The organism is Acetobacterium tundrae (assembly GCF_008086615.1).
Classification (GTDB): Bacteria; Bacillota; Clostridia; order Eubacteriales; family Eubacteriaceae; genus Acetobacterium; species Acetobacterium tundrae.
The window spans coordinates 69,778-86,959 of record NZ_RXYB01000010.1 but is presented as its reverse complement, the minus strand read 5'-3'; the positions used below and the strand labels follow the sequence as shown (position 1 = coordinate 86,959).

The 17,182-nt window shown below is 36.9% G+C and carries 24 protein-coding genes; 14 read left to right on the top strand and 10 right to left on the bottom strand.

Going from position 1 to position 17,182, the window contains the following annotated elements:
- Positions 1–7: 7 nt before the first annotated feature.
- Entirely contained in the window at positions 8–577 is a 570-nt protein-coding gene (locus FZC40_RS09725; RefSeq protein ID WP_148603771.1) for a TetR/AcrR family transcriptional regulator, read from the bottom strand.
- Between the two features lie 473 nt (positions 578–1,050).
- Here FZC40_RS09725 and FZC40_RS09720 point away from each other — a divergent pair, with 473 nt between their 5' ends.
- From FZC40_RS09720 to FZC40_RS09710, 3 genes are all read left to right on the top strand, one after another.
- Positions 1,051–2,217 (top strand): DUF6710 family protein, encoded by a 1,167-nt coding sequence (locus FZC40_RS09720; RefSeq protein ID WP_148603769.1) that lies wholly within the window; start codon positions 1,051–1,053, stop codon positions 2,215–2,217.
- Positions 2,218–2,395: 178 nt separating this feature from the next.
- The gene (locus FZC40_RS09715; RefSeq protein WP_148603766.1) at positions 2,396–2,758 is read left to right on the top strand and encodes a NifB/NifX family molybdenum-iron cluster-binding protein; all 363 of its coding nucleotides are present in this window, start codon (positions 2,396–2,398) and stop codon (positions 2,756–2,758) included.
- A 198-nt stretch (positions 2,759–2,956) separates the two neighbouring features.
- Positions 2,957–3,358 carry a hypothetical protein gene (locus FZC40_RS09710; RefSeq protein WP_148568459.1) on the top strand — a complete coding sequence of 134 codons (402 nt, stop codon included), beginning with the start codon at positions 2,957–2,959 and terminating at the stop codon, positions 3,356–3,358.
- A gap of 331 nt (positions 3,359–3,689) precedes the next feature.
- Here the strand turns inward: FZC40_RS09710 and FZC40_RS09705 are convergent, their stop codons facing one another.
- The 7 genes from FZC40_RS09705 to FZC40_RS09675 form a co-directional block, all read right to left on the bottom strand.
- Positions 3,690–5,606, bottom strand: coding sequence for a recombinase family protein (locus FZC40_RS09705; protein WP_148603764.1), 1,917 nt, complete (start codon positions 5,604–5,606; stop codon positions 3,690–3,692).
- Between the two features lie 15 nt (positions 5,607–5,621).
- Positions 5,622–6,068: an ImmA/IrrE family metallo-endopeptidase gene (locus FZC40_RS09700; RefSeq protein ID WP_148603762.1), complete on the bottom strand. Its 447-nt coding sequence runs from the start codon at positions 6,066–6,068 to the stop codon at positions 5,622–5,624.
- A 148-nt stretch (positions 6,069–6,216) separates the two neighbouring features.
- Positions 6,217–6,885 carry a hypothetical protein gene (locus FZC40_RS09695; protein ID WP_148603760.1) on the bottom strand — a complete coding sequence of 223 codons (669 nt, stop codon included), beginning with the start codon at positions 6,883–6,885 and terminating at the stop codon, positions 6,217–6,219.
- A gap of 342 nt (positions 6,886–7,227) precedes the next feature.
- Positions 7,228–8,007, bottom strand: a complete 780-nt coding sequence (locus FZC40_RS09690) for a DUF1829 domain-containing protein (protein WP_148603758.1) — start codon at positions 8,005–8,007, stop codon at positions 7,228–7,230.
- 1 nt (position 8,008) lies between these two features.
- Positions 8,009–8,452, bottom strand: a complete 444-nt coding sequence (locus tag FZC40_RS09685) for a DUF6978 family protein (RefSeq protein WP_148603756.1) — start codon at positions 8,450–8,452, stop codon at positions 8,009–8,011.
- Between the two features lie 69 nt (positions 8,453–8,521).
- On the bottom strand, positions 8,522–9,031 hold the full coding sequence (locus FZC40_RS09680) for a hypothetical protein (protein WP_148603754.1): 510 nt from the start codon (positions 9,029–9,031) through the stop codon (positions 8,522–8,524).
- 86 nt (positions 9,032–9,117) lie between these two features.
- On the bottom strand, positions 9,118–9,663 hold the full coding sequence (locus tag FZC40_RS09675) for a helix-turn-helix domain-containing protein (RefSeq protein WP_148603752.1): 546 nt from the start codon (positions 9,661–9,663) through the stop codon (positions 9,118–9,120).
- Between the two features lie 155 nt (positions 9,664–9,818).
- On the opposite strand from FZC40_RS09675, the gene FZC40_RS09670 reads away from it, so the two are divergent.
- The 3 genes from FZC40_RS09670 to FZC40_RS09665 all read left to right on the top strand — a co-directional run bounded on the left by FZC40_RS09670 (position 9,819) and on the right by FZC40_RS09665 (position 11,183).
- Complete coding sequence (locus FZC40_RS09670) at positions 9,819–10,046, top strand: helix-turn-helix domain-containing protein (RefSeq protein ID WP_186843866.1); 228 nt, start codon at positions 9,819–9,821, stop codon at positions 10,044–10,046.
- Positions 10,047–10,255: 209 nt separating this feature from the next.
- Positions 10,256–10,414, top strand: coding sequence for a hypothetical protein (locus FZC40_RS17120; RefSeq protein WP_186843867.1), 159 nt, complete (start codon positions 10,256–10,258; stop codon positions 10,412–10,414).
- Positions 10,415–10,430: 16 nt separating this feature from the next.
- Positions 10,431–11,183, top strand: a complete 753-nt coding sequence (locus tag FZC40_RS09665; protein WP_148603749.1) for a phage regulatory protein/antirepressor Ant — start codon at positions 10,431–10,433, stop codon at positions 11,181–11,183.
- A 188-nt stretch (positions 11,184–11,371) separates the two neighbouring features.
- Here FZC40_RS09665 and FZC40_RS09660 read toward each other — a convergent pair whose 3' ends face one another.
- Together FZC40_RS09660 and FZC40_RS09655 are read right to left on the bottom strand one after the other, a co-directional pair.
- On the bottom strand, positions 11,372–12,160 hold the full coding sequence (locus FZC40_RS09660) for a DUF4393 domain-containing protein (protein WP_148603747.1): 789 nt from the start codon (positions 12,158–12,160) through the stop codon (positions 11,372–11,374).
- A gap of 11 nt (positions 12,161–12,171) precedes the next feature.
- A complete protein-coding gene (locus FZC40_RS09655) occupies positions 12,172–12,414 on the bottom strand; it encodes a helix-turn-helix domain-containing protein (RefSeq protein WP_148603745.1) in 243 nt (80 codons plus the stop codon).
- A gap of 137 nt (positions 12,415–12,551) precedes the next feature.
- Between FZC40_RS09655 and FZC40_RS09650 the strand changes: the two genes are divergently transcribed.
- The 8 genes from FZC40_RS09650 to FZC40_RS09620 all read left to right on the top strand — a co-directional run bounded on the left by FZC40_RS09650 (position 12,552) and on the right by FZC40_RS09620 (position 17,180).
- A complete protein-coding gene (locus FZC40_RS09650; RefSeq protein WP_148603742.1) occupies positions 12,552–12,764 on the top strand; it encodes a helix-turn-helix transcriptional regulator in 213 nt (70 codons plus the stop codon).
- Positions 12,765–12,904: 140 nt separating this feature from the next.
- On the top strand, positions 12,905–13,504 hold the full coding sequence (locus FZC40_RS09645) for a helix-turn-helix domain-containing protein (protein WP_148603740.1): 600 nt from the start codon (positions 12,905–12,907) through the stop codon (positions 13,502–13,504).
- The gene (locus FZC40_RS09640; RefSeq protein ID WP_148603737.1) at positions 13,476–13,661 is read left to right on the top strand and encodes a hypothetical protein; all 186 of its coding nucleotides are present in this window, start codon (positions 13,476–13,478) and stop codon (positions 13,659–13,661) included. Before FZC40_RS09645 ends, FZC40_RS09640 begins: the two co-directional genes overlap by 29 nt.
- Before the next feature lie 108 nt (positions 13,662–13,769).
- Entirely contained in the window at positions 13,770–14,000 is a 231-nt protein-coding gene (locus FZC40_RS09635; RefSeq protein WP_148603735.1) for a hypothetical protein, read from the top strand.
- Between the two features lie 2 nt (positions 14,001–14,002).
- Positions 14,003–14,158 carry a hypothetical protein gene (locus tag FZC40_RS17115; protein ID WP_186843868.1) on the top strand — a complete coding sequence of 52 codons (156 nt, stop codon included), beginning with the start codon at positions 14,003–14,005 and terminating at the stop codon, positions 14,156–14,158.
- Positions 14,159–14,173: 15 nt separating this feature from the next.
- On the top strand, positions 14,174–14,428 hold the full coding sequence (locus tag FZC40_RS09630; protein ID WP_148603733.1) for a hypothetical protein: 255 nt from the start codon (positions 14,174–14,176) through the stop codon (positions 14,426–14,428).
- The gene (locus FZC40_RS09625; protein WP_148603731.1) at positions 14,425–16,401 is read left to right on the top strand and encodes an AAA family ATPase; all 1,977 of its coding nucleotides are present in this window, start codon (positions 14,425–14,427) and stop codon (positions 16,399–16,401) included. Before FZC40_RS09630 ends, FZC40_RS09625 begins: the two co-directional genes overlap by 4 nt.
- The gene (locus FZC40_RS09620; RefSeq protein WP_186843869.1) at positions 16,383–17,180 is read left to right on the top strand and encodes a hypothetical protein; all 798 of its coding nucleotides are present in this window, start codon (positions 16,383–16,385) and stop codon (positions 17,178–17,180) included. The genes FZC40_RS09625 and FZC40_RS09620 overlap by 19 nt, the downstream gene beginning before the upstream one ends.
- The last annotated feature ends 2 nt before the right edge of the window (positions 17,181–17,182 follow it).

The window sequence follows — 17,182 nt, the reverse complement described above, 5'->3', positions numbered from 1 at the left end:
ATCTTTCTTAGTTATTATAGCTATTTAGAATCACAATATACCCTTCAATCATTTTCTCATAGCTTATGTCAATATTTGCATCGTGTCTGCGAAAAAAACCAGCTTCTTCCATTTCCACAAATCCATGTATGGCGCTTCTTAAGGCTCTTGAAAAATGAATCCTGTCCACTTCATTCAGAGCATATTTCCTTAAAATCGCGATGATCGGCTCCACCACCTGGGCTCCCGATTCTTTTAATTGATCATCTTCCGAGGTGGGTAATTTAATCACTGCTTTGTATAATTCTGGATTTTTTTTTGCAAAGTCCCGGTAAGCCAAGGTCAAGGACATGAGCGCTTCATCCCGTTCTTTTCGGGCAATTGATGCTTCTAGGATTAGATGCAGCCGGCTGACTGCAAGGTGGGATACTTTTGAATTGACTTCCTGAAGGCCTTCAATATGATTATAAAGTGAGGCGGTTTTCACCCCAAGTTTTAAGGCCAGCTCATTCAAAGAAAAATGGTCATATCCCTTTTCTTCAACCAGTTGAGCAGCAGTTGAGATGATTATTTTCGAATCCAAACCTTTTTTTGCCAATGAATGATCTCCTTTACTAAAACTAATAGTATTAGTTTTAGTCTAAACTAATGTTTTTGTTTTGTCAAATACTTTGATACGTATTACAAATTCTGCAATTATATCGTAAGATATTGAAATAGACAAAGTTTATGAATTGAGAAAGATAATCAGCGGTTAAATACATATTTTCTTAATAATGTTCTTTTTTTCGACGTTTAGTATATAATAGAATAAATAAGATTTCCGATCAGTTAATTATTGCGAAATAAACTTATATGAGTCATAAAAAGAACTGTTGCATTAAGACGTTTTGATCTGCAGACGTAAACACCATAATAAGATAGGAAAACAGCAAATAAACTGCATAGCACCGACAAGAACTCGTGTTTTCAAAAAAATCGAAAAGCACGAGCTTTTTATATATTTTCAATAAAGTTTGTAAATCGTCTATAATTGAAAATATAGTTTAGAAAATGGGGAGAAAAAAAGCAGTGAAAGTATCTAAAGCACGCAAATTAAAAGGCATATTGAAATATTGCGACTGCAAAGGGTGTGGAAACAAACGTACAGCAAAGATTCATGACATTCGAGATAATGTGTTCAATGTTTGCAACCGACATAGAAGAGAAATGTCGGTTCGGTACAAAAAGGAAGCAGTGTCAAAACTCGTTGAATTTTATAACGATTACCGCAAATGTCAAAGTGATCCCGTTTATGATGCTTGTGGGCATCATTATGCGTACATCGACAATCTTTTGAATATCAATTGCAGTCTTCAAAAAAAAGATTATGTAACGGCCTATGTTGAATTGCGTGACTTGTTGTATGACAAATCCTATTTGCAAAACCGCGTTTATTATCCCTTAATGCAAATGTTGACGAAGAGTCTAAGCAAAAAACATCTGCGTACATCGTCTAAAAAGAAACCAATCATCCAGAAATCAAATAAAATTGACCAAGAGGATTATCTACCTGATCTTGAATCGAGTCCCATGAGCAGAAAAGAAAAGATGCGTGAATTCGATTATGTGATGTTCCAAGTTAACTGTTTTTTATGTGTCGAGCCGGCGCACAAAAAAGACATGGCTAAAAATGCGAGTACTAATATTGAGACGGTTGTGAATTTAATTAAAGATGATCTCAAATACGATCTCTATACAGTGAATTTGGACAGGAATGACACTGGCAGAATGGCGTTCATTCCGCATCGCTTCAGAGATGAAAATGGACTGTTTCGCACCACTAAAACGAACACTAAAAATGATCTAAATATTCATTTGAACACCAGTGATAGCGTGTTTTATACACAGGCCTCGCCATATTATTCAAAAGACGATGCCGGCTGTCAAGTGGCATATTATCAATATCTTGATGTGTTCCAGATAAGGAATTCAAAAAAATTCGATACAACTGGAGATATTCAGAAAACCGATGTCATTCAGTCAAGATACATCTATAATACCACCCGGATGTTTGCCCACGTACGGACAAACGGAAGTGAATGGATTAATGTTCATAATGATAAAATTATTGCCGATGTTTTAGATTTCAGAGTGGCAATTTTATATGCACTTGCTCGGATCAAATATTTCATTGAGCGATGTGGGAAGGATAAAAGAAAAATTGAAGAGGTTTTGATAAGCAACTTTGATTGGTAGATAGCCTTGAAACGTGGAATATTTTAAAAACATAAGCTATTTTAAATAATACCTTGCGTTGCATCTTTTTGAATGATTATTTTAGTTATTGACATATGCTATTTATGTATTATAATAGTTATATAAATGACATATGTCATTTATATAACTATTAATAAATTTTATCGGAGGTATTATTATGAAAATCGCATTACCAACTTGTCAGAATTCAATTGATAGCCATTTTGGCCACTGTGAGTATTATACTATTTTTACAATTGATGACAGTAGTAAAGAGATCCTTAATCAGGAAATATTCGCATCCCCGGCTGGCTGTGGCTGTAAATCCAATATTGCATCAACACTTTCAGAAATGGGTGTAAAAGTTATGCTTGCCGGCAATATGGGTGAAGGGGCAGTAAATGTTTTAAATCGATCGGGCATTGAAGTATTACGGGGATGTTCAGGGGATGTTAAAGAAGTAATGCTTAACTGGCTTGCCGGTGCTGTGGTTGACTCTGGAGAATTATGTCATGAACACGAGAGTGAATGCCATAATTAATTTACAAATTATTGAAAGACTGTCAAAAATATTGACAGTCTTTTATCGTTCGGGAGACTATTTGATATTTGAAAGCATACTTTTTCGCTGTTATTAGAGAATTTTCCTTATCACTTTGGTTTTAACGGTTCAATTACTATTGAAATTTCTTTAAATCTCTTATATCATGTAGAGATAAAAGATACAGGAGAAGAAAAAATGAAAAGAAAAGTGTTGATAGTCGTACTAAGTGCGGTTTTAATAATGGGATTGTGTGGATGCGGAGTAAAGAATCAGATCGTCGGTAAATGGGAAATGGGAGATCCGGATAATATTATAAATTACGAATTTACGTCCGACAACAAGGTCATTCTTGATCAATGTAACGATGATGGAACCTGGGTACGCTGGGAATACACCTATGAATTAAAAGAAGGTCGACTGTTAAGAACAAATGGCACCTATACAGCAAATGGTGTAAGTACAAAAACAGACGACCAGTTGCCGGTAATTTACAGCATCAATGGTAATACTCTGACTTTAGAAGCCCTTTCTCACCTAGGCAAAGCACAATTTACTAAGGTGGATGAATTTACATATAAGAATCCGAATATTGTTTAAAATAAATAAGGTGAAGCAATAAGAAACCGTCATAATCGACGGTTTTTCTTAATTTGAATATTCGTATTTGTAATATCATTCTTTTTTGAAATCTTTTAGTGTATAATAGAAAGAAAGATGAATTTTATGATCAGTTATTAGGAGAAATAAATATAAATGAGCAAAAAAAATATTACAAACCATAAACCGATAAAGAATATCAAAAGCTACTCTATAAAAACTTTCGGATGCGCAAAAGTGAATCGTTTAATGGCGCGGATAAATAGCGAGCAAACCTCACTGTATTAGTCTTTACCCCTGTTTTCAAAAAATGTGAAAACAGGGGTTGTTTTTACACATTTTTATTCAATCGGTAGATTGGCCGATACTTAGACCCGTTGCTCACAATAATTTCTTCAGATAACATGTGGTGGATCACATCATATGTTGTTCTTTTACTGATCTTTAAAAACTTTTGCAGATCCGTTGCGCTGATATTTTCATTTTCTTTCAAGTGGTTAATAATCCTTCGTTTGTTTTTTCGAAAGACAACTTCATAATATTTTAGATCCGGAAGTTTTTCCTCCATAATAATAAATTGATGAACTAAACCATTGTTGAAAACAACGCACGCTACTTCGCCATCTTTGATAACGATCTTGCAGATAATCTCATTTAAGATCTTTTGCAATTGATCAATTCCAATAATTTCTCGAATCTGCAAATAATCTAATGAATAATTATCCTGTGACAACAAGTTGCTCAGTAACGCATAACTCGCCTTTGATATAAAATTACCTTCAGCATATGAAGTACTCTTATTTTCTGCATTTTCTATTTCCAGTTTTTCTCGCTCTGATTCGATACTTGTAACCAGTTGGGTTTTCTTCAAAATGAAATCCTTTTGAGACATAGCTTCATTGGAAAATAGATATAATTCTTCGAGTCGTTCAATAGCCGTTTCATATTTTTTTATGTTATTCAATATGAGCTCTTGTTTCTTTGCCGAAAAACTGAGTGAATTTTTTACTGAGCCCGGAGCTTCATATTGTTTGTATCCCTTTGCGGATAGCAAATATCGCTTAATAAGGAACAAACTTTCAGAATCCAACGATTTAATGTTTCTGAACTGGTCTCCTGATAAAAGTATTTTATTAACTTTATTATCAGTCGTATTTGGGTTAATAACCTCCTGCAATTTGATAAAGTTGGATAGGTAAGCGATCATAAACGGGACTAACGTAATATCACTGATATAGTTTTTGCAAGGCGTTCCTGATGTGAAGTTTGCACAGATATACCGAGATGGCCGAATGCCACCTGATCTCGGTTGATCTAGCCCAGACATCATAGACTTTCCGCAATCGTCGCATTTGAGCTTGCGAGCGAATAAATGAACGAACTTATTCACTCTTGGTACTTTGTTATTTCCCTTGTAATTATCATCGATTATGTGACCAACGCGTTCAAATTGTTCTTTTGCGATGATCCTTGGATGGTTGTCTTCGATTTGAACCCATTCGTCCTGATTTTTCTTTTTGCCACGCGCTGATGCACGATAGTTATAGCGATAAGTACCGACATAAAATGGATTCCGCAAAATATCAATGACACCTTTTGTTCCCCAAATTCCGCCGCGCTTAGTCTTAATGCCTTCGTTGGTAAGCCTTTTCGTCACTTCTCCAGATGAATTTGTTTCTTCGTACAATTCAAAGATATACCGGACAATTGCAGCTTCTTTTTCGTCAATTTGAGGGAATCCGACACCGTCAACCATATTATACCCTAAAGGAGGACAGGCACCGTTCCACATCCCTCTTGAAGCACGGTCAATCATAACAGATAGAACTCTTTCGCCAGTCAGTTTTCTTTCCAGTTCCGCAAACACTAGGATAATCTTAAGCATAGCTTCGCCCATGGCACTGGACGTGTCGAACTGTTCATTTTTCGATATAAAAGCAGTATCATACTTTTTAATTTCCTCATACATCTCGCAAAAGTCAATAAGGTTTCGGCTGATCCTGTCAATTTTCCAGACGATTATGTGACTAAATTCGCATTTCCGAACTCTAGTCATCATTTCTTGATATTTTGGACGATCGGTATTCTTCGCAGAAAACCCGGCATCCTCAAATATTTCATAATCATCAATATTCAATGCGTATTTTGAATAGTTTACAAGCTCATCCCGTTGGAAGGGGAGACTATCCCGGTCAACCTGCATCGATGTGGATACGCGGACATAGAGCGCCGCTTTTTTATCTTGCATTTTTTCACCTTCTTTTTAATGATATTGATATTCCCTGCATAAGCAGTATCGCGTTTGGATCTGCTCGACAGGCACTCCGTATTTTTCTGACAGTCTCCATTCATCTAAATATCGAAGATCTTTTTCGAACACACCAAATGGCATTAACAGAAAATCTGCGAACGCGTTGGCCTGACGTTCACACTTCGATATATTGAGATCGCATTTTTTATAAGTATTAAAGCAATGGCATAAAATATGTCCAAGCTCATGCGATAAAAATACACGGGAATAGGGGTCACGAGCTACAGGGATGTAAACCGTGTGCCCTAATGTGCTTGATGTGTTGATTTCTTTAGAAATAATTATATCGTATCCACGGTCAATAATGAATTGCTCAAGCTCCCATAATTGAATAGGAAATGAAGATATTTTATAACGTTTTAGAATCATTTCAGATTTTTTAAGTTCAAGTTCGTACATCTTTTCTCCTCATCGCAGAACATATGTTCCGTAATAATGATAACAGAAAAGAACGACTATGTGGGAATAAGTTAGAGTAAATTATTGTGAAGAATTTTAGAAGAAAAGGGAAGTGAGATGCTCCCCCCCGGTAAATGACAGAAAATTTCTATTTAACATCCATTTTTACAACATCGGCAATATTTTGGTAAGACACATAGTCTCTGCTGGAAAAATCGAAATTGTTTATTTGACTGGTTGTATATCTTAGCCGGATTACTGGCATTGTTTGTGTTGTACCATCATTTGCAACATAATCTCCGTTAAAATTAAACATGACATCGCCATAGTTCTGAAGATCTGGAATATTTTTCAACGCCTCGCATGCATCGTAGCATACAGCATAAGCACTTGGTTTTTCTGAGAAATCGCTTATTTTTGAATCAATTACTAATTCGGGAACGCCATCTTTGCCTGATCCTTGTGAAATTGTTGATCCTTTGGTGCGGCCTGCCGATGATAGCGCACCTTCTATTGTTGTAGCAACAGTACTTTGAACCGTTGCCGTTTTAGTCGCTGTTGTATTTTTTGCGGCTGTGGAAGTAGTTGTTTGCGCCGGGACTTGGCTTTTTGCTTTGGATGACGAGTTTGTACCGCCCAAACTACTAAACCAGAGCATGGTATATATTGCCAAAGCAATGGTCAAAAAAATCCGACCATTATCGTTTAGTTTTTTTCCAACCCACAGTAAGACAATGCCTACCGGTGGAACAAACACACACGCCAAAACAATTACCCATGTTTTTTGCCACCAAGGTTCTTTTGTGTTTTCGTCCATTTCTTCCTCCTAAATATAGTTTAGCTAAAGTATATACCTATCATAAGTGGAATGTAAATCAATAATGTGTGCAAACTTTCCGACTAAGTATCATGATTTGTTAAAGTTTAACAGAAGTTTGACATATGCCAATAAATAAATTAAAAATACCTTTTTGCAAAGAAGCAAAGGAGTTTCACTGACCTATCAGCATACTTTCATTTATGCTTCAAAAAACTAAAAACCCCAGTTACCTATAAAATGTAACTGGGGCTTTCTGAGTTGCCCATTTAAGTATCAGCCAAGCAGTTATGGTATATTAATCCATTTTTGTCAATAGACATCAAATTACTTCAATTAAATCTACATAATCAATTTGGGGAGAAAATCATCTCTTTTCGACCACGGCACTGTTTTTATATCATATTCGTTTAGTGCAGTTAATGGATCTTTTTTTAATTTTTTATCAGTATCTTGAATAAAAGTATAGAGCTCCATATCATACTTTCTTGATTCTTTGGTGTCGTTCCAATTAAAAATGATATTACGGGCTAAGTTGTTATCTAAATTGTTGACAGCAGTTATGATTCGTGTAGGCTTTTTCCTTGTTTGGCCTATAGAAAAATCATAATGCGTAGTTAGCCTGCTTTTACCAATAAAGGAAACATCAGGGGTAAATTGGATTTCGTGATCAAGCAGAAAGTTTCGAACATCTTCCACAAACAATGACTGGACAGAGGTTTTTGAAAGATAGAACATATCACTAATTTTGATAATACACTGGGTTAGCATATGCTTTTTTTGCGGTAAGTTATCAATATTGCATTTTACCATCAATTCGTTGGTTTCTGACAATTCGACGCCGTGCGAATTTGTCAAACTCGTCAAAATACTTTTTCGTCGCTGGCTCCCACAAACGTCAATCCCTGATAGTTCCAATTCATTAATAGTCGAACTGTCGTCAGTGATCGTGTAGTGATCGTTCCCTTCGCTGATGATGTAAAGCTCAATGTGATCATTGTTTCGGTCTAAAAACGGCATAGTTATCCGTTGTATATTTTCTGATATTTCAACCTGGTTTATCTTCTTGGTCAACCAGTCGATATAAATTTGTTTGTAATCATTCTGTAATTGAGACTTCATTTTATAGCACACTCTGCATTTCTATTGTTTCTTCTAATTGTATATTACAAAGCTTACAAAAATCAATAAAAACAGTATCAAATGTATAAATATTTTTAAAATAAACATCATGGAATGTTTCCAGATCATATGCCCACCTGAGATCATAACCTTCTTTATAAATGTGAATGTGGTTTCTTGATGTTTCACTATAATCCGGGTTCGTGTGCGGAGGGCAGTCAATCTCAACCCTTAACAAAAGTTCTTTCGTAGAATGTCTGTTTTGGAGTTTGATTTTTTTAAGTTCTATCTTTCCCCGACGGTCAGTATCGACAATGAACTTCTCAGTACTGTAACAACTAGTAGCGTGAAGGATTTTCGTTTCGCCAACGGTTGGCAACTTAATTGTAGCATCATCAAATTGTTTAGCTAGGCTTAATAAATGTTCAAATGTTTCGTTCGTCATAAGTGCCTCCTAAATTAATAATTTAAAATGGGTAAAATTACATAATATGTAGTGGACCCGCTTGTATTACTAATTTCGGAGGTAACTATTACGTTCTTCTATCAGTTTTTTGCACAAATATGGAATATCTTGTTCATAATTGTATGGTTGATCACCAAAATATGAAGTTAAGAAATTTGATAACCCATTTTCCAAGTAATCTATCCTAGAATGATATACAAATATAATTTCATATATTAAATCGTCTTTTTGAGCTGGTGAAAATGTGTTTATTGAGGGAGCTGATAATTTATTTATGAAGCATTCCAATGTTGTGCATAACTCTGTATTTTGCTTTTGCGCTTTTCTCTGCAACTCATCCTTAAATTCACTTAAAGATGACTTGAGATAACGAACGTCTTTGTCGTAATCAATAGGAATGTTTGAGTGAATTGAATTTAAATTTTCGGTTGAATATTTCGCAATACCAAAAATCTTCCCGTCATATTTATCGATAATTTCGAAGGTTAATTTTTTTTTGTTTTGTTTCTCATCATCACACTTTTCAATATAGGCATCCAGCAAAACTAATTCTTTCATTTTCTCCTCCAAAGTTTATTTATTAACATTTGCCAAGCTTTCAACAAAAGCAGACAAAATAAAAAAACAGACTCAAATAAAGCCTGTTAATCTTCTTCGTTCATTTTCTTTCTTTTTTCATCATCAAACGCTGCATAGATAAGTGCATCATCAATTACTTCGTCAGAGTAGTCGAGTAGCTTATTAACTTTTGCTTGCTTCTTTTGCTTGGCTTTTCTCGCCAGCTCCATGATGACCAGCTTTTGGTCATCTGGATACTTCATGTTTTCATGATGCATGGCTTGATCTTCGGGGAGCTGCTTCATGAAGGCGGGCCAGTCGTCGATGGTGTAGGGACGGTTGTGGTCTTTTTTCGGAAAAAGAGTGATAGAACCCTTGTGCTCTTCATTTAAGAGCCAAGACAGCTTTTCTTTTAAATTTTTGGCAGGCTCTGGCTCGTCAGTCAATCCGAGGAGGTAATCTGTGGAGACATTAAAAAAATCAGCAATAGCCTTTAGCGTTTTGTTATCTGGCTGTCTGTCGTTACTTTCATATTGGGAAAGGGTAACATTACTGATCCCAATGATTTTTCCTAAATCAATTTGCGACAGTTTTTTCATTAAACGCAATGATTTCAATCTTTCGCCAATCATATGGTTATCCTCCTAATTAACTATTTGTTAATATTATATATTAAATTATTCTAAATGAAAATAAAGTTTGCAAAATGTTAAAAAAGGTTGACTTTACGTTAATATAAGTATAATATTAACGTAAAGTTAAATATTGAGTAACGGAGGTGATAAATTTGAAGTCAAAGTTAAGAATAAGAAGAGAGGAAAAAAAAGTAACATTAAGGGAAGTGGCATCTATCTTAGATGTTGACACAGTTACTTATTTTTATTACGAGACTGGAAAACGGAATGTGCCGAATGAAATTGTGGATAAGCTAATGAAATATTTTGAAATCAACGAGAAGGAAAAGAAGGAATTTTTTTTGCCCAATAATTTCTCAGTATGCAAAACAGCTGTTTAAATAGTTAACATAATGAAAAACAAAATCAGGATAGAAAGGAGAACCATGAAATACGAAAACAAAGACCAAAAATGTGAATGCTGTAAATGTGAACTATCTGATAAATGCATTTACAAAGACAAATATCAGCGGCTACCAGATGAACTAGGAAAATGTGCAAAGCTTCCAGCGAACAACGGGAAGTTGCAATATTAGAAAGGAGCAAACCAATGAAATGGAAAAAGAAAAAAATCTGGGCCTATCTTGACGGCAAGAAATTGGTTGAAGTGGTTCAGGCAGCACTCGACAATAATATGACAGTTGGCGATTGCAAGAAGTTACTGATTAAAGAAAACCCGGGATGCGAAATCACTTTTAAAATTGAGTAACCAGAAAGGAGCAAGTATGAATGATTTAATTAATATCAATAACGACAATGGCCGATTGACTGCCAGCAGCCGGGAGGTTGCGGGGATATTTGAAAAGCAACATGCTCACGTAATAAGAGATATAGAAGTACTCATTAATCAAAATCCAAATCTGGATGCTGACTATTTCATCGAAACTAGTTATAAAGCAGGGACTGGAAAACTTTACAAAGAATATCTCTTAATCCGGGATGGGTTTTCGCTTCTCGCTATGGGCTTCACCGGTGTCAAAGCATTGGAATGGAAATTAAAGTATCTGGAAGCTTTTAACAAAATGGAAGAAACCATAAAAAGTGGATCCGTCCCCGAGGGCAAATATCTTCTCGCCCTAGCTGTACTGGAATCCAACAAAATAATTGAGGACCAGGAACTGGTAATCAAAGAGCTGACACCAAAGGGGATATTCGCCGATTCGGTATCAGCGAGCTTCGGAACGATCCTAGTCGGGGAAATGGCAAAGATTCTCAAGCAAAATGGAGTAGACACAGGGGAAAAGCGATTCTATGCATGGCTGAGGGATAACGGATATCTGATCAAGCGGAAAGGAGCAGATTATAACAAGCCAACTCAGCGAAGCATGGAACTTGGGTTGTTTGTAATAAAAGAAACGGCGGTGGCTCATTCTAGCGGATTTGTAAGTTTGAGTATTACACCTAAGATTACCGGCAAAGGCCAAATCTATTTTGTTAATAAATTAAAACCTGCGTTAGCATTGGCCGCTAGCGAGTAGGAAGGAGATAAAATATTGCATGATTTTTTTCTTATTGCGATTTCAGTATTTGTATCAATGCTAGTAACCCTAGTGATTGTTGGGTGTTTGAAGGTTGATTTAGTGAAATATATTGAATCAGTAGAAACTACTTTTAGAGATACATGGGACATGATCCTGAAAGTAGCTTCCAAAAAATAATTAGCGTATTAGATGCCCATTACACAGATTCGATAAAAAAGTTCTGAAAAATTCGTTTTTATAACGCATCGATATGAGTAAGTCAAGCGCCGGCCGTATTTTGATTCCAATTCTTTGCAAAATGCTGAATTGGTAACTGACAGGTAAATTTCTTTTTCCGTATATGAATAGTCGGATGGAACATTAATTAAATTTAGCCTAATTAAGTTATCAATTGAAATTTTAGATTGATCATATTCACAAGAAGAAAGTGCATTAATGTTCGTATGAATAATTTCACAATCCGTTCCATCTTCATAATTATCACTGTTATAAAGGATAGCGTGAATAATCGGATTTTCATGAATGCTCATTATTTCTTTAAATACGAGGCAATCAACGGGAGATAACTGCTTGATTATTTCAACAAAAGATGGGTGAACATCAAATTTATAATCTGCATGCATCGCTTTAGACAATAAGTGAGAATACATACTTCTTAGCTCGTTGTCATCATAGGAGTACGAAAGAGCTTGTAGAACTGGAACTGCGATGTATGGATCAGGACCGACAATTTTTTCAACTGGCGCTTCATGTAACAGGTAATCAAGTTCGCGCTCAACCATTTTTAAATTGTGTTCTTTTCTAGTAGCCCATATATCAAAGTTAATACAGAGTGCATTCAGAAGGCGAGGTATGCGCCCTAAAAATTTTCCAGACTCTTCGGCTGCTGGATGAGCCAGATCATCATAAATTGGCTTTGTGATATCTGATACGGCATTAGTAACTTGCTCTGTTAGATTTTTTTTACCTTCCATCAAATCTCCCTTTAATTCAAATCGATGTCTAAATTTTCGAATAAAGGGTGGTTAAAAAAGTCAATGATTGAAATATTTGAAGCATCACAAAGCTTTTTTATTGTACAGACCCCAGGGTTTTTACTTTTTCCCTTAAGGATACTGTCAACCGTCGATTGAGTTACACCGGCTTTTGTAGAAAGCTTGTTGACCGTAATATTCTGCTCATCACAGAGAAGAATTATTCTTTTAGTAACTGCTTCACAAATTGTCATAAAATAACCGCCTTACCGAAACATCGTTATTCATAGAATAACATATTATTTTAGAAAAAGTTAACGAATTATAGTTGACTTTGCAAGATTAACGATATATAATTAGTTAACGATAAAACGTTACGAAGGGAGCGAAAATGTTAGGAACTGAATTAAAGAAACTAAGAATAGAAAGAAACATGTCTCAGGCAGATTTAAGCAAATTAACGGGGATCCCACAAACAAGCATCAGCGATGTTGAAAATAACAGATACATTCCCAAGATCACTACCTGCTTAGAGCTGGCTAGTGCATTGGATGTAGATTTGAAACACTTGTTGGATTCGATAGAAGATTTAAAAGCCAGTTAGGAGGGGGGACCAGAACCGGCAGAGAAAGGGAAAGAATTGTGCGGGGAACACGGAGAGGGGGCGAGGATACGCGAGAATAAAAGAAAGTCTGCGGTAACATTTCTTTACAAAAATTATACAACGAAAGGGAAAAAAATGACATGAATGAAAGATGTAACGGTGTCTTGAAAACTTACAGAGATCGTGCCGGTTTAAAGCAGGAAGAAGCTGCGATGGAATTAAATGTATCACCTCACACCTTGTACAATTATGAATCGTACTCGGCTGATTCACGGAGGAACATGCCTCCAGAAGAAATCGTTTTAGCGATGATGGATCTATATTGCTTTGATGAAGACCCAATTCGGATGAAAGCTAAAAAGACTTATATGGGGATTCTGTATCTATGCGAAACAAACTATATCTTTAAGCATATATTTTCAAATGTTGAATTATTAGACCTCCCAACGGCCTTTCTACGACATCAAGTTGAGTATGAGGACGTGAGACAGTTAGAATGCGGTATGAGAAAAGTCATTATAGATAATAGAATTGATGAAAATGAATCGGATTTGGCTAGTGCGTTTTTAAAAGAACTAATGGAAAGCGCAATGGCGAGTATGAGTCTTGCATTCTCAGCTATCGAAAAAACGACGAAAAAGAAAATTCAGAAAACAAAGGAAATACATTTAGCGAAGGAAACAATCTTGAATGAAGGGAGATCAACAGATTATGAGCAAAGCTTATTCGCAGTCCGATGATATCAACATCGAAAAACAAAAGGTAGCACTGAAGGAGCAACTCGGGATTACGACCGAAATGGAACTTGATGAGTATTGTAGCAACCATAAAATTAATATTTGGCCCTTTATTGCACCCTTGCCTTGGGCAATGGACAAGGAGACCGAAAGTGCTTAGGCAAAAAGAAAAGTACCCGTGGCAACAGGTACTCTCAAAATCTGGATATACAAAATATTTAAATAAATTGTAACACGAAATACGTTAAAAATCAAGGAGGTAGAAATCATGGATGTTCAGAATTTATTATCAAAGCTGACTGGAAAGAAGGAAGCATATAAGACGATGGAAGCAAAAACAGGGTTCTTTAATTTTTCACAAAAGGCCAGCATTGGATTGGCACTGGAAATTATCGACGAAGTCATCGAGGAACTGGAAGAAGTTAGCGGTATCAAAGCACCGGCAAAACCAGAGCACCGCAAAGTGGTCCATATCGATAACCAGCGGATGGTGAGGTAGGCATGAAAGCATCTGAATTAATGAACCAGCTGAGACGATGTGATCCTGATACGGACGTCATGCTCTGGGACGATTGCTCCTATGAAGAATTCCCAGTGGATCAAGTCGATATCGAAGGAAGTTGTGAAGGTCAGGTCCTTCTGACTTTTAACAACTAGAAAGGAAGTGGAACAATGGAATTACAATTTACTCCTAAACAAATCAACACAATGTCAACCCCGCTGTGCTCGACACAGTTGGTAATCGAGATTCTGGAAAAAAACTGCTTCACACTTGCAGAGAAAAGCAAGTATATTTATCACTACAGCCGACCCGGCGCAAGCGAGATCGCATTCAGGGAGGTATTCGGCGGCAACCACGTATTTTATACAAATAAGGGACGCTGCTACAATGTGCATCAGGCGATTAGAATGGCGGTAAGTAAATGAAACTAACATATTTAAAGCTCGAGAACTTTCAAGGTATCAAATCGCTGAAAATTACGTCGGATGGCACCGATATTGAAGTCAGAGGCGATAACGCTACAGGGAAAACCACAATCGGCAATGCCATTACCTGGCTACTATACGATAAGCCACTGGGCGGAGAGAAGAACTTTTCTCCGAAGACTTTAAAAAGCGATGGATCCGAGGCCCATAATCTCACTCATGCAGTAGAAGCAGTTTTCAGAGACAACAATGGTGACCTTAATATTAGAAAAGAACTTAAAGAGATCTGGACAAAAAAACGGGGGACGGCAAAAGAAACCTTCACTGGGCACACGACTGATTATTATATCAATACTATCCCGGTCAAGGCGGGCGAATTTGCAAAACGTATTGAACAGATTTGCAACCCGGAACGAGCCAAAATCCTGACCAGCCCATTTTACTTCCCGGTTGAATTAAAATGGACCGATCGCCGGGGGCTACTGCTTTCGGTTTGCGGAGATATTACAGACGAACAAGTCATTGCGTCAAGTAAGGAACTCTCACCGCTGGGAGCCATCATAAATGGCGAAAACGGTACAAAATATACCATAGATGATTATATGAAAATAGCGAAATCACAAATGGGTAAAATCAACGAAACAATTAAGAGTATCCCGTCCCGAATCGATGAAGCCGAAAAGGCAAAGCCAGAAATAGAAGATATCTATCCGAAGGTGTTTGAGCGAGAGATCGCCGAGCATGAAGCGGATATCGCCGAATTGCAAAAGCAGAAGCTGAATCTGGAAAATGGCAAAGTTAATGAATCGCTGATTGAAAAGAAAAAAGAAATCAATAACCGAATCATTCAAGAATCAACCGAGTATGCCAATTTACAGAACAAGGAAAACGTACAACAAGCGGATGCATTGATTAAAAGCGCAAGTTTGGTTAGGGATGCTGAAGTTGCTTTCACTAATCAAAGAAAAAAAGTACTCGAAATTGAAGCTGCCATCGAAATTAAGCGAGAACAGCAAATTAAATTATCGGAAAAATATCGCACGGCCGCATCGCAACAATGGGAAGGCGAGATAGTATGCCCGACATGCGGACAGGAATTACCACCAGAAAAGATTGAAGACGCGAAAGCCGCTTTTAATCTCAGTAAATCAAAAATGCTCGAGGGAATTAATAAAGACGGCTCTGATAATTGTAGCAAAGCGATACTGGAAAAGTTAGCGGTTGACCTTAAATTGAATGAAACGATTCTCACTAAAGCCAGCGAAGAACTCAAAGAATTGCAACAGACGCATCAATTAGCCCTTAGCTTAGTAAAAGATTCAGTTCCTTTCTCAGAGACAACCAGAGGTAAGCAATTGCGGTCTGAATTAGATGAAATAGCCAAGCAGATCAATGAACCGGATAAAGACATTGCTCCACAGATTAGCAAATTAAACGTTGAAATCAATGGCATTAAAGTCAATGTAACTACCCTGAAAGACAAGCTATCTGATTACAGAATCGCAGAAAAGCAGGAATTACGGATCGCAGAGCTGAAACTACAAGAAGAAAGCTTATCCGCCGAATATGAAAAGCTGGAAGCCAATGTTTACCTGTGTGAACAGTTTATTAAGACAAAGGTATCCATGTTAACCGAGAGCATCAATAATCGTTTTAAAAACGTACGGTTCAAACTATTCGACGATCAGATCAACGGTGGACTGAAAGAGTGCTGTGAGGTTCTGGTACCTTGCAAAGAAGGACTGATCCCATTTGGAACCGCAAACAACGCCGGAAAGATCAACGCCGGGATCGAGATTATCGATGCACTATCAAAGCATTGGGGCGTGGAAATGCCGCTGATCGTGGATAATGCAGAGAGTGTCACCCAGCTACTAGATACAGATTTGCAGGTAATCAAATTGATAGTGGATGAAAAATACAAAGAATTACAAATAAATGGAGGTATGGAAGAATGGCAGAAAACAGCGTAGTACAAGCAGGGCAAAGACAGGTGGCTCCAATAAATTCAAAACTAGACATATTTTCTGGATTAGAACAATTTGAGTTAGGGCAACGCATGGCAAAGGCGTTAGCAAGCAGCACGATTGTACCAAAACATTATCAGCAAAATACTGGCAACTGCCTAATTGCTCTTGAAATGTCGAGTAGATTAGGCGTTGGACCACTCATGGTTATGCAAAATTTATATATTGTTAATGGAATGCCGTCATGGTCTTCCCAATACATCATTGCGATGATCAATAGCAGTAAAAAATATAAAACAGAACTTCAATATCATTTCGAAGGAGAAGGAGCTGATTTGAGTTGCTATGCATACGCAGAAGATTATAACGAGCATCAAGTTATCGGGCCAACGATATCGATTGATATGGCGAAAAAAGAAGGATGGTATGGAAAGAACGGATCTAAGTGGCCAAACATGCCAGAGGTTATGATCCGGTACAGAGCAGCTTCTTTCTTTGGCAGAATAAATTGCCCGGATATGATCATGGGAATTTACTCCACGGAAGAATTGCTTGATGGGGTCGTTGAATATCAAGTCCTTGACCCTGAAGAAGCGGTAAAACAAGAAATCGAAAGTAATGCAAATACTCAAACCCTTGATTTTGACGGTGCGGAAGATAATAAAAAGCCAATACAAGAAGAAAACAAAGAAGTGAAAGAAACAGTAACACCAGAAGAAATAAAAGCAATTGAGGAAGCAGAGATAGCCGAAGTTGAAGATGATCTTCCGGATTTTATGAAATAAGC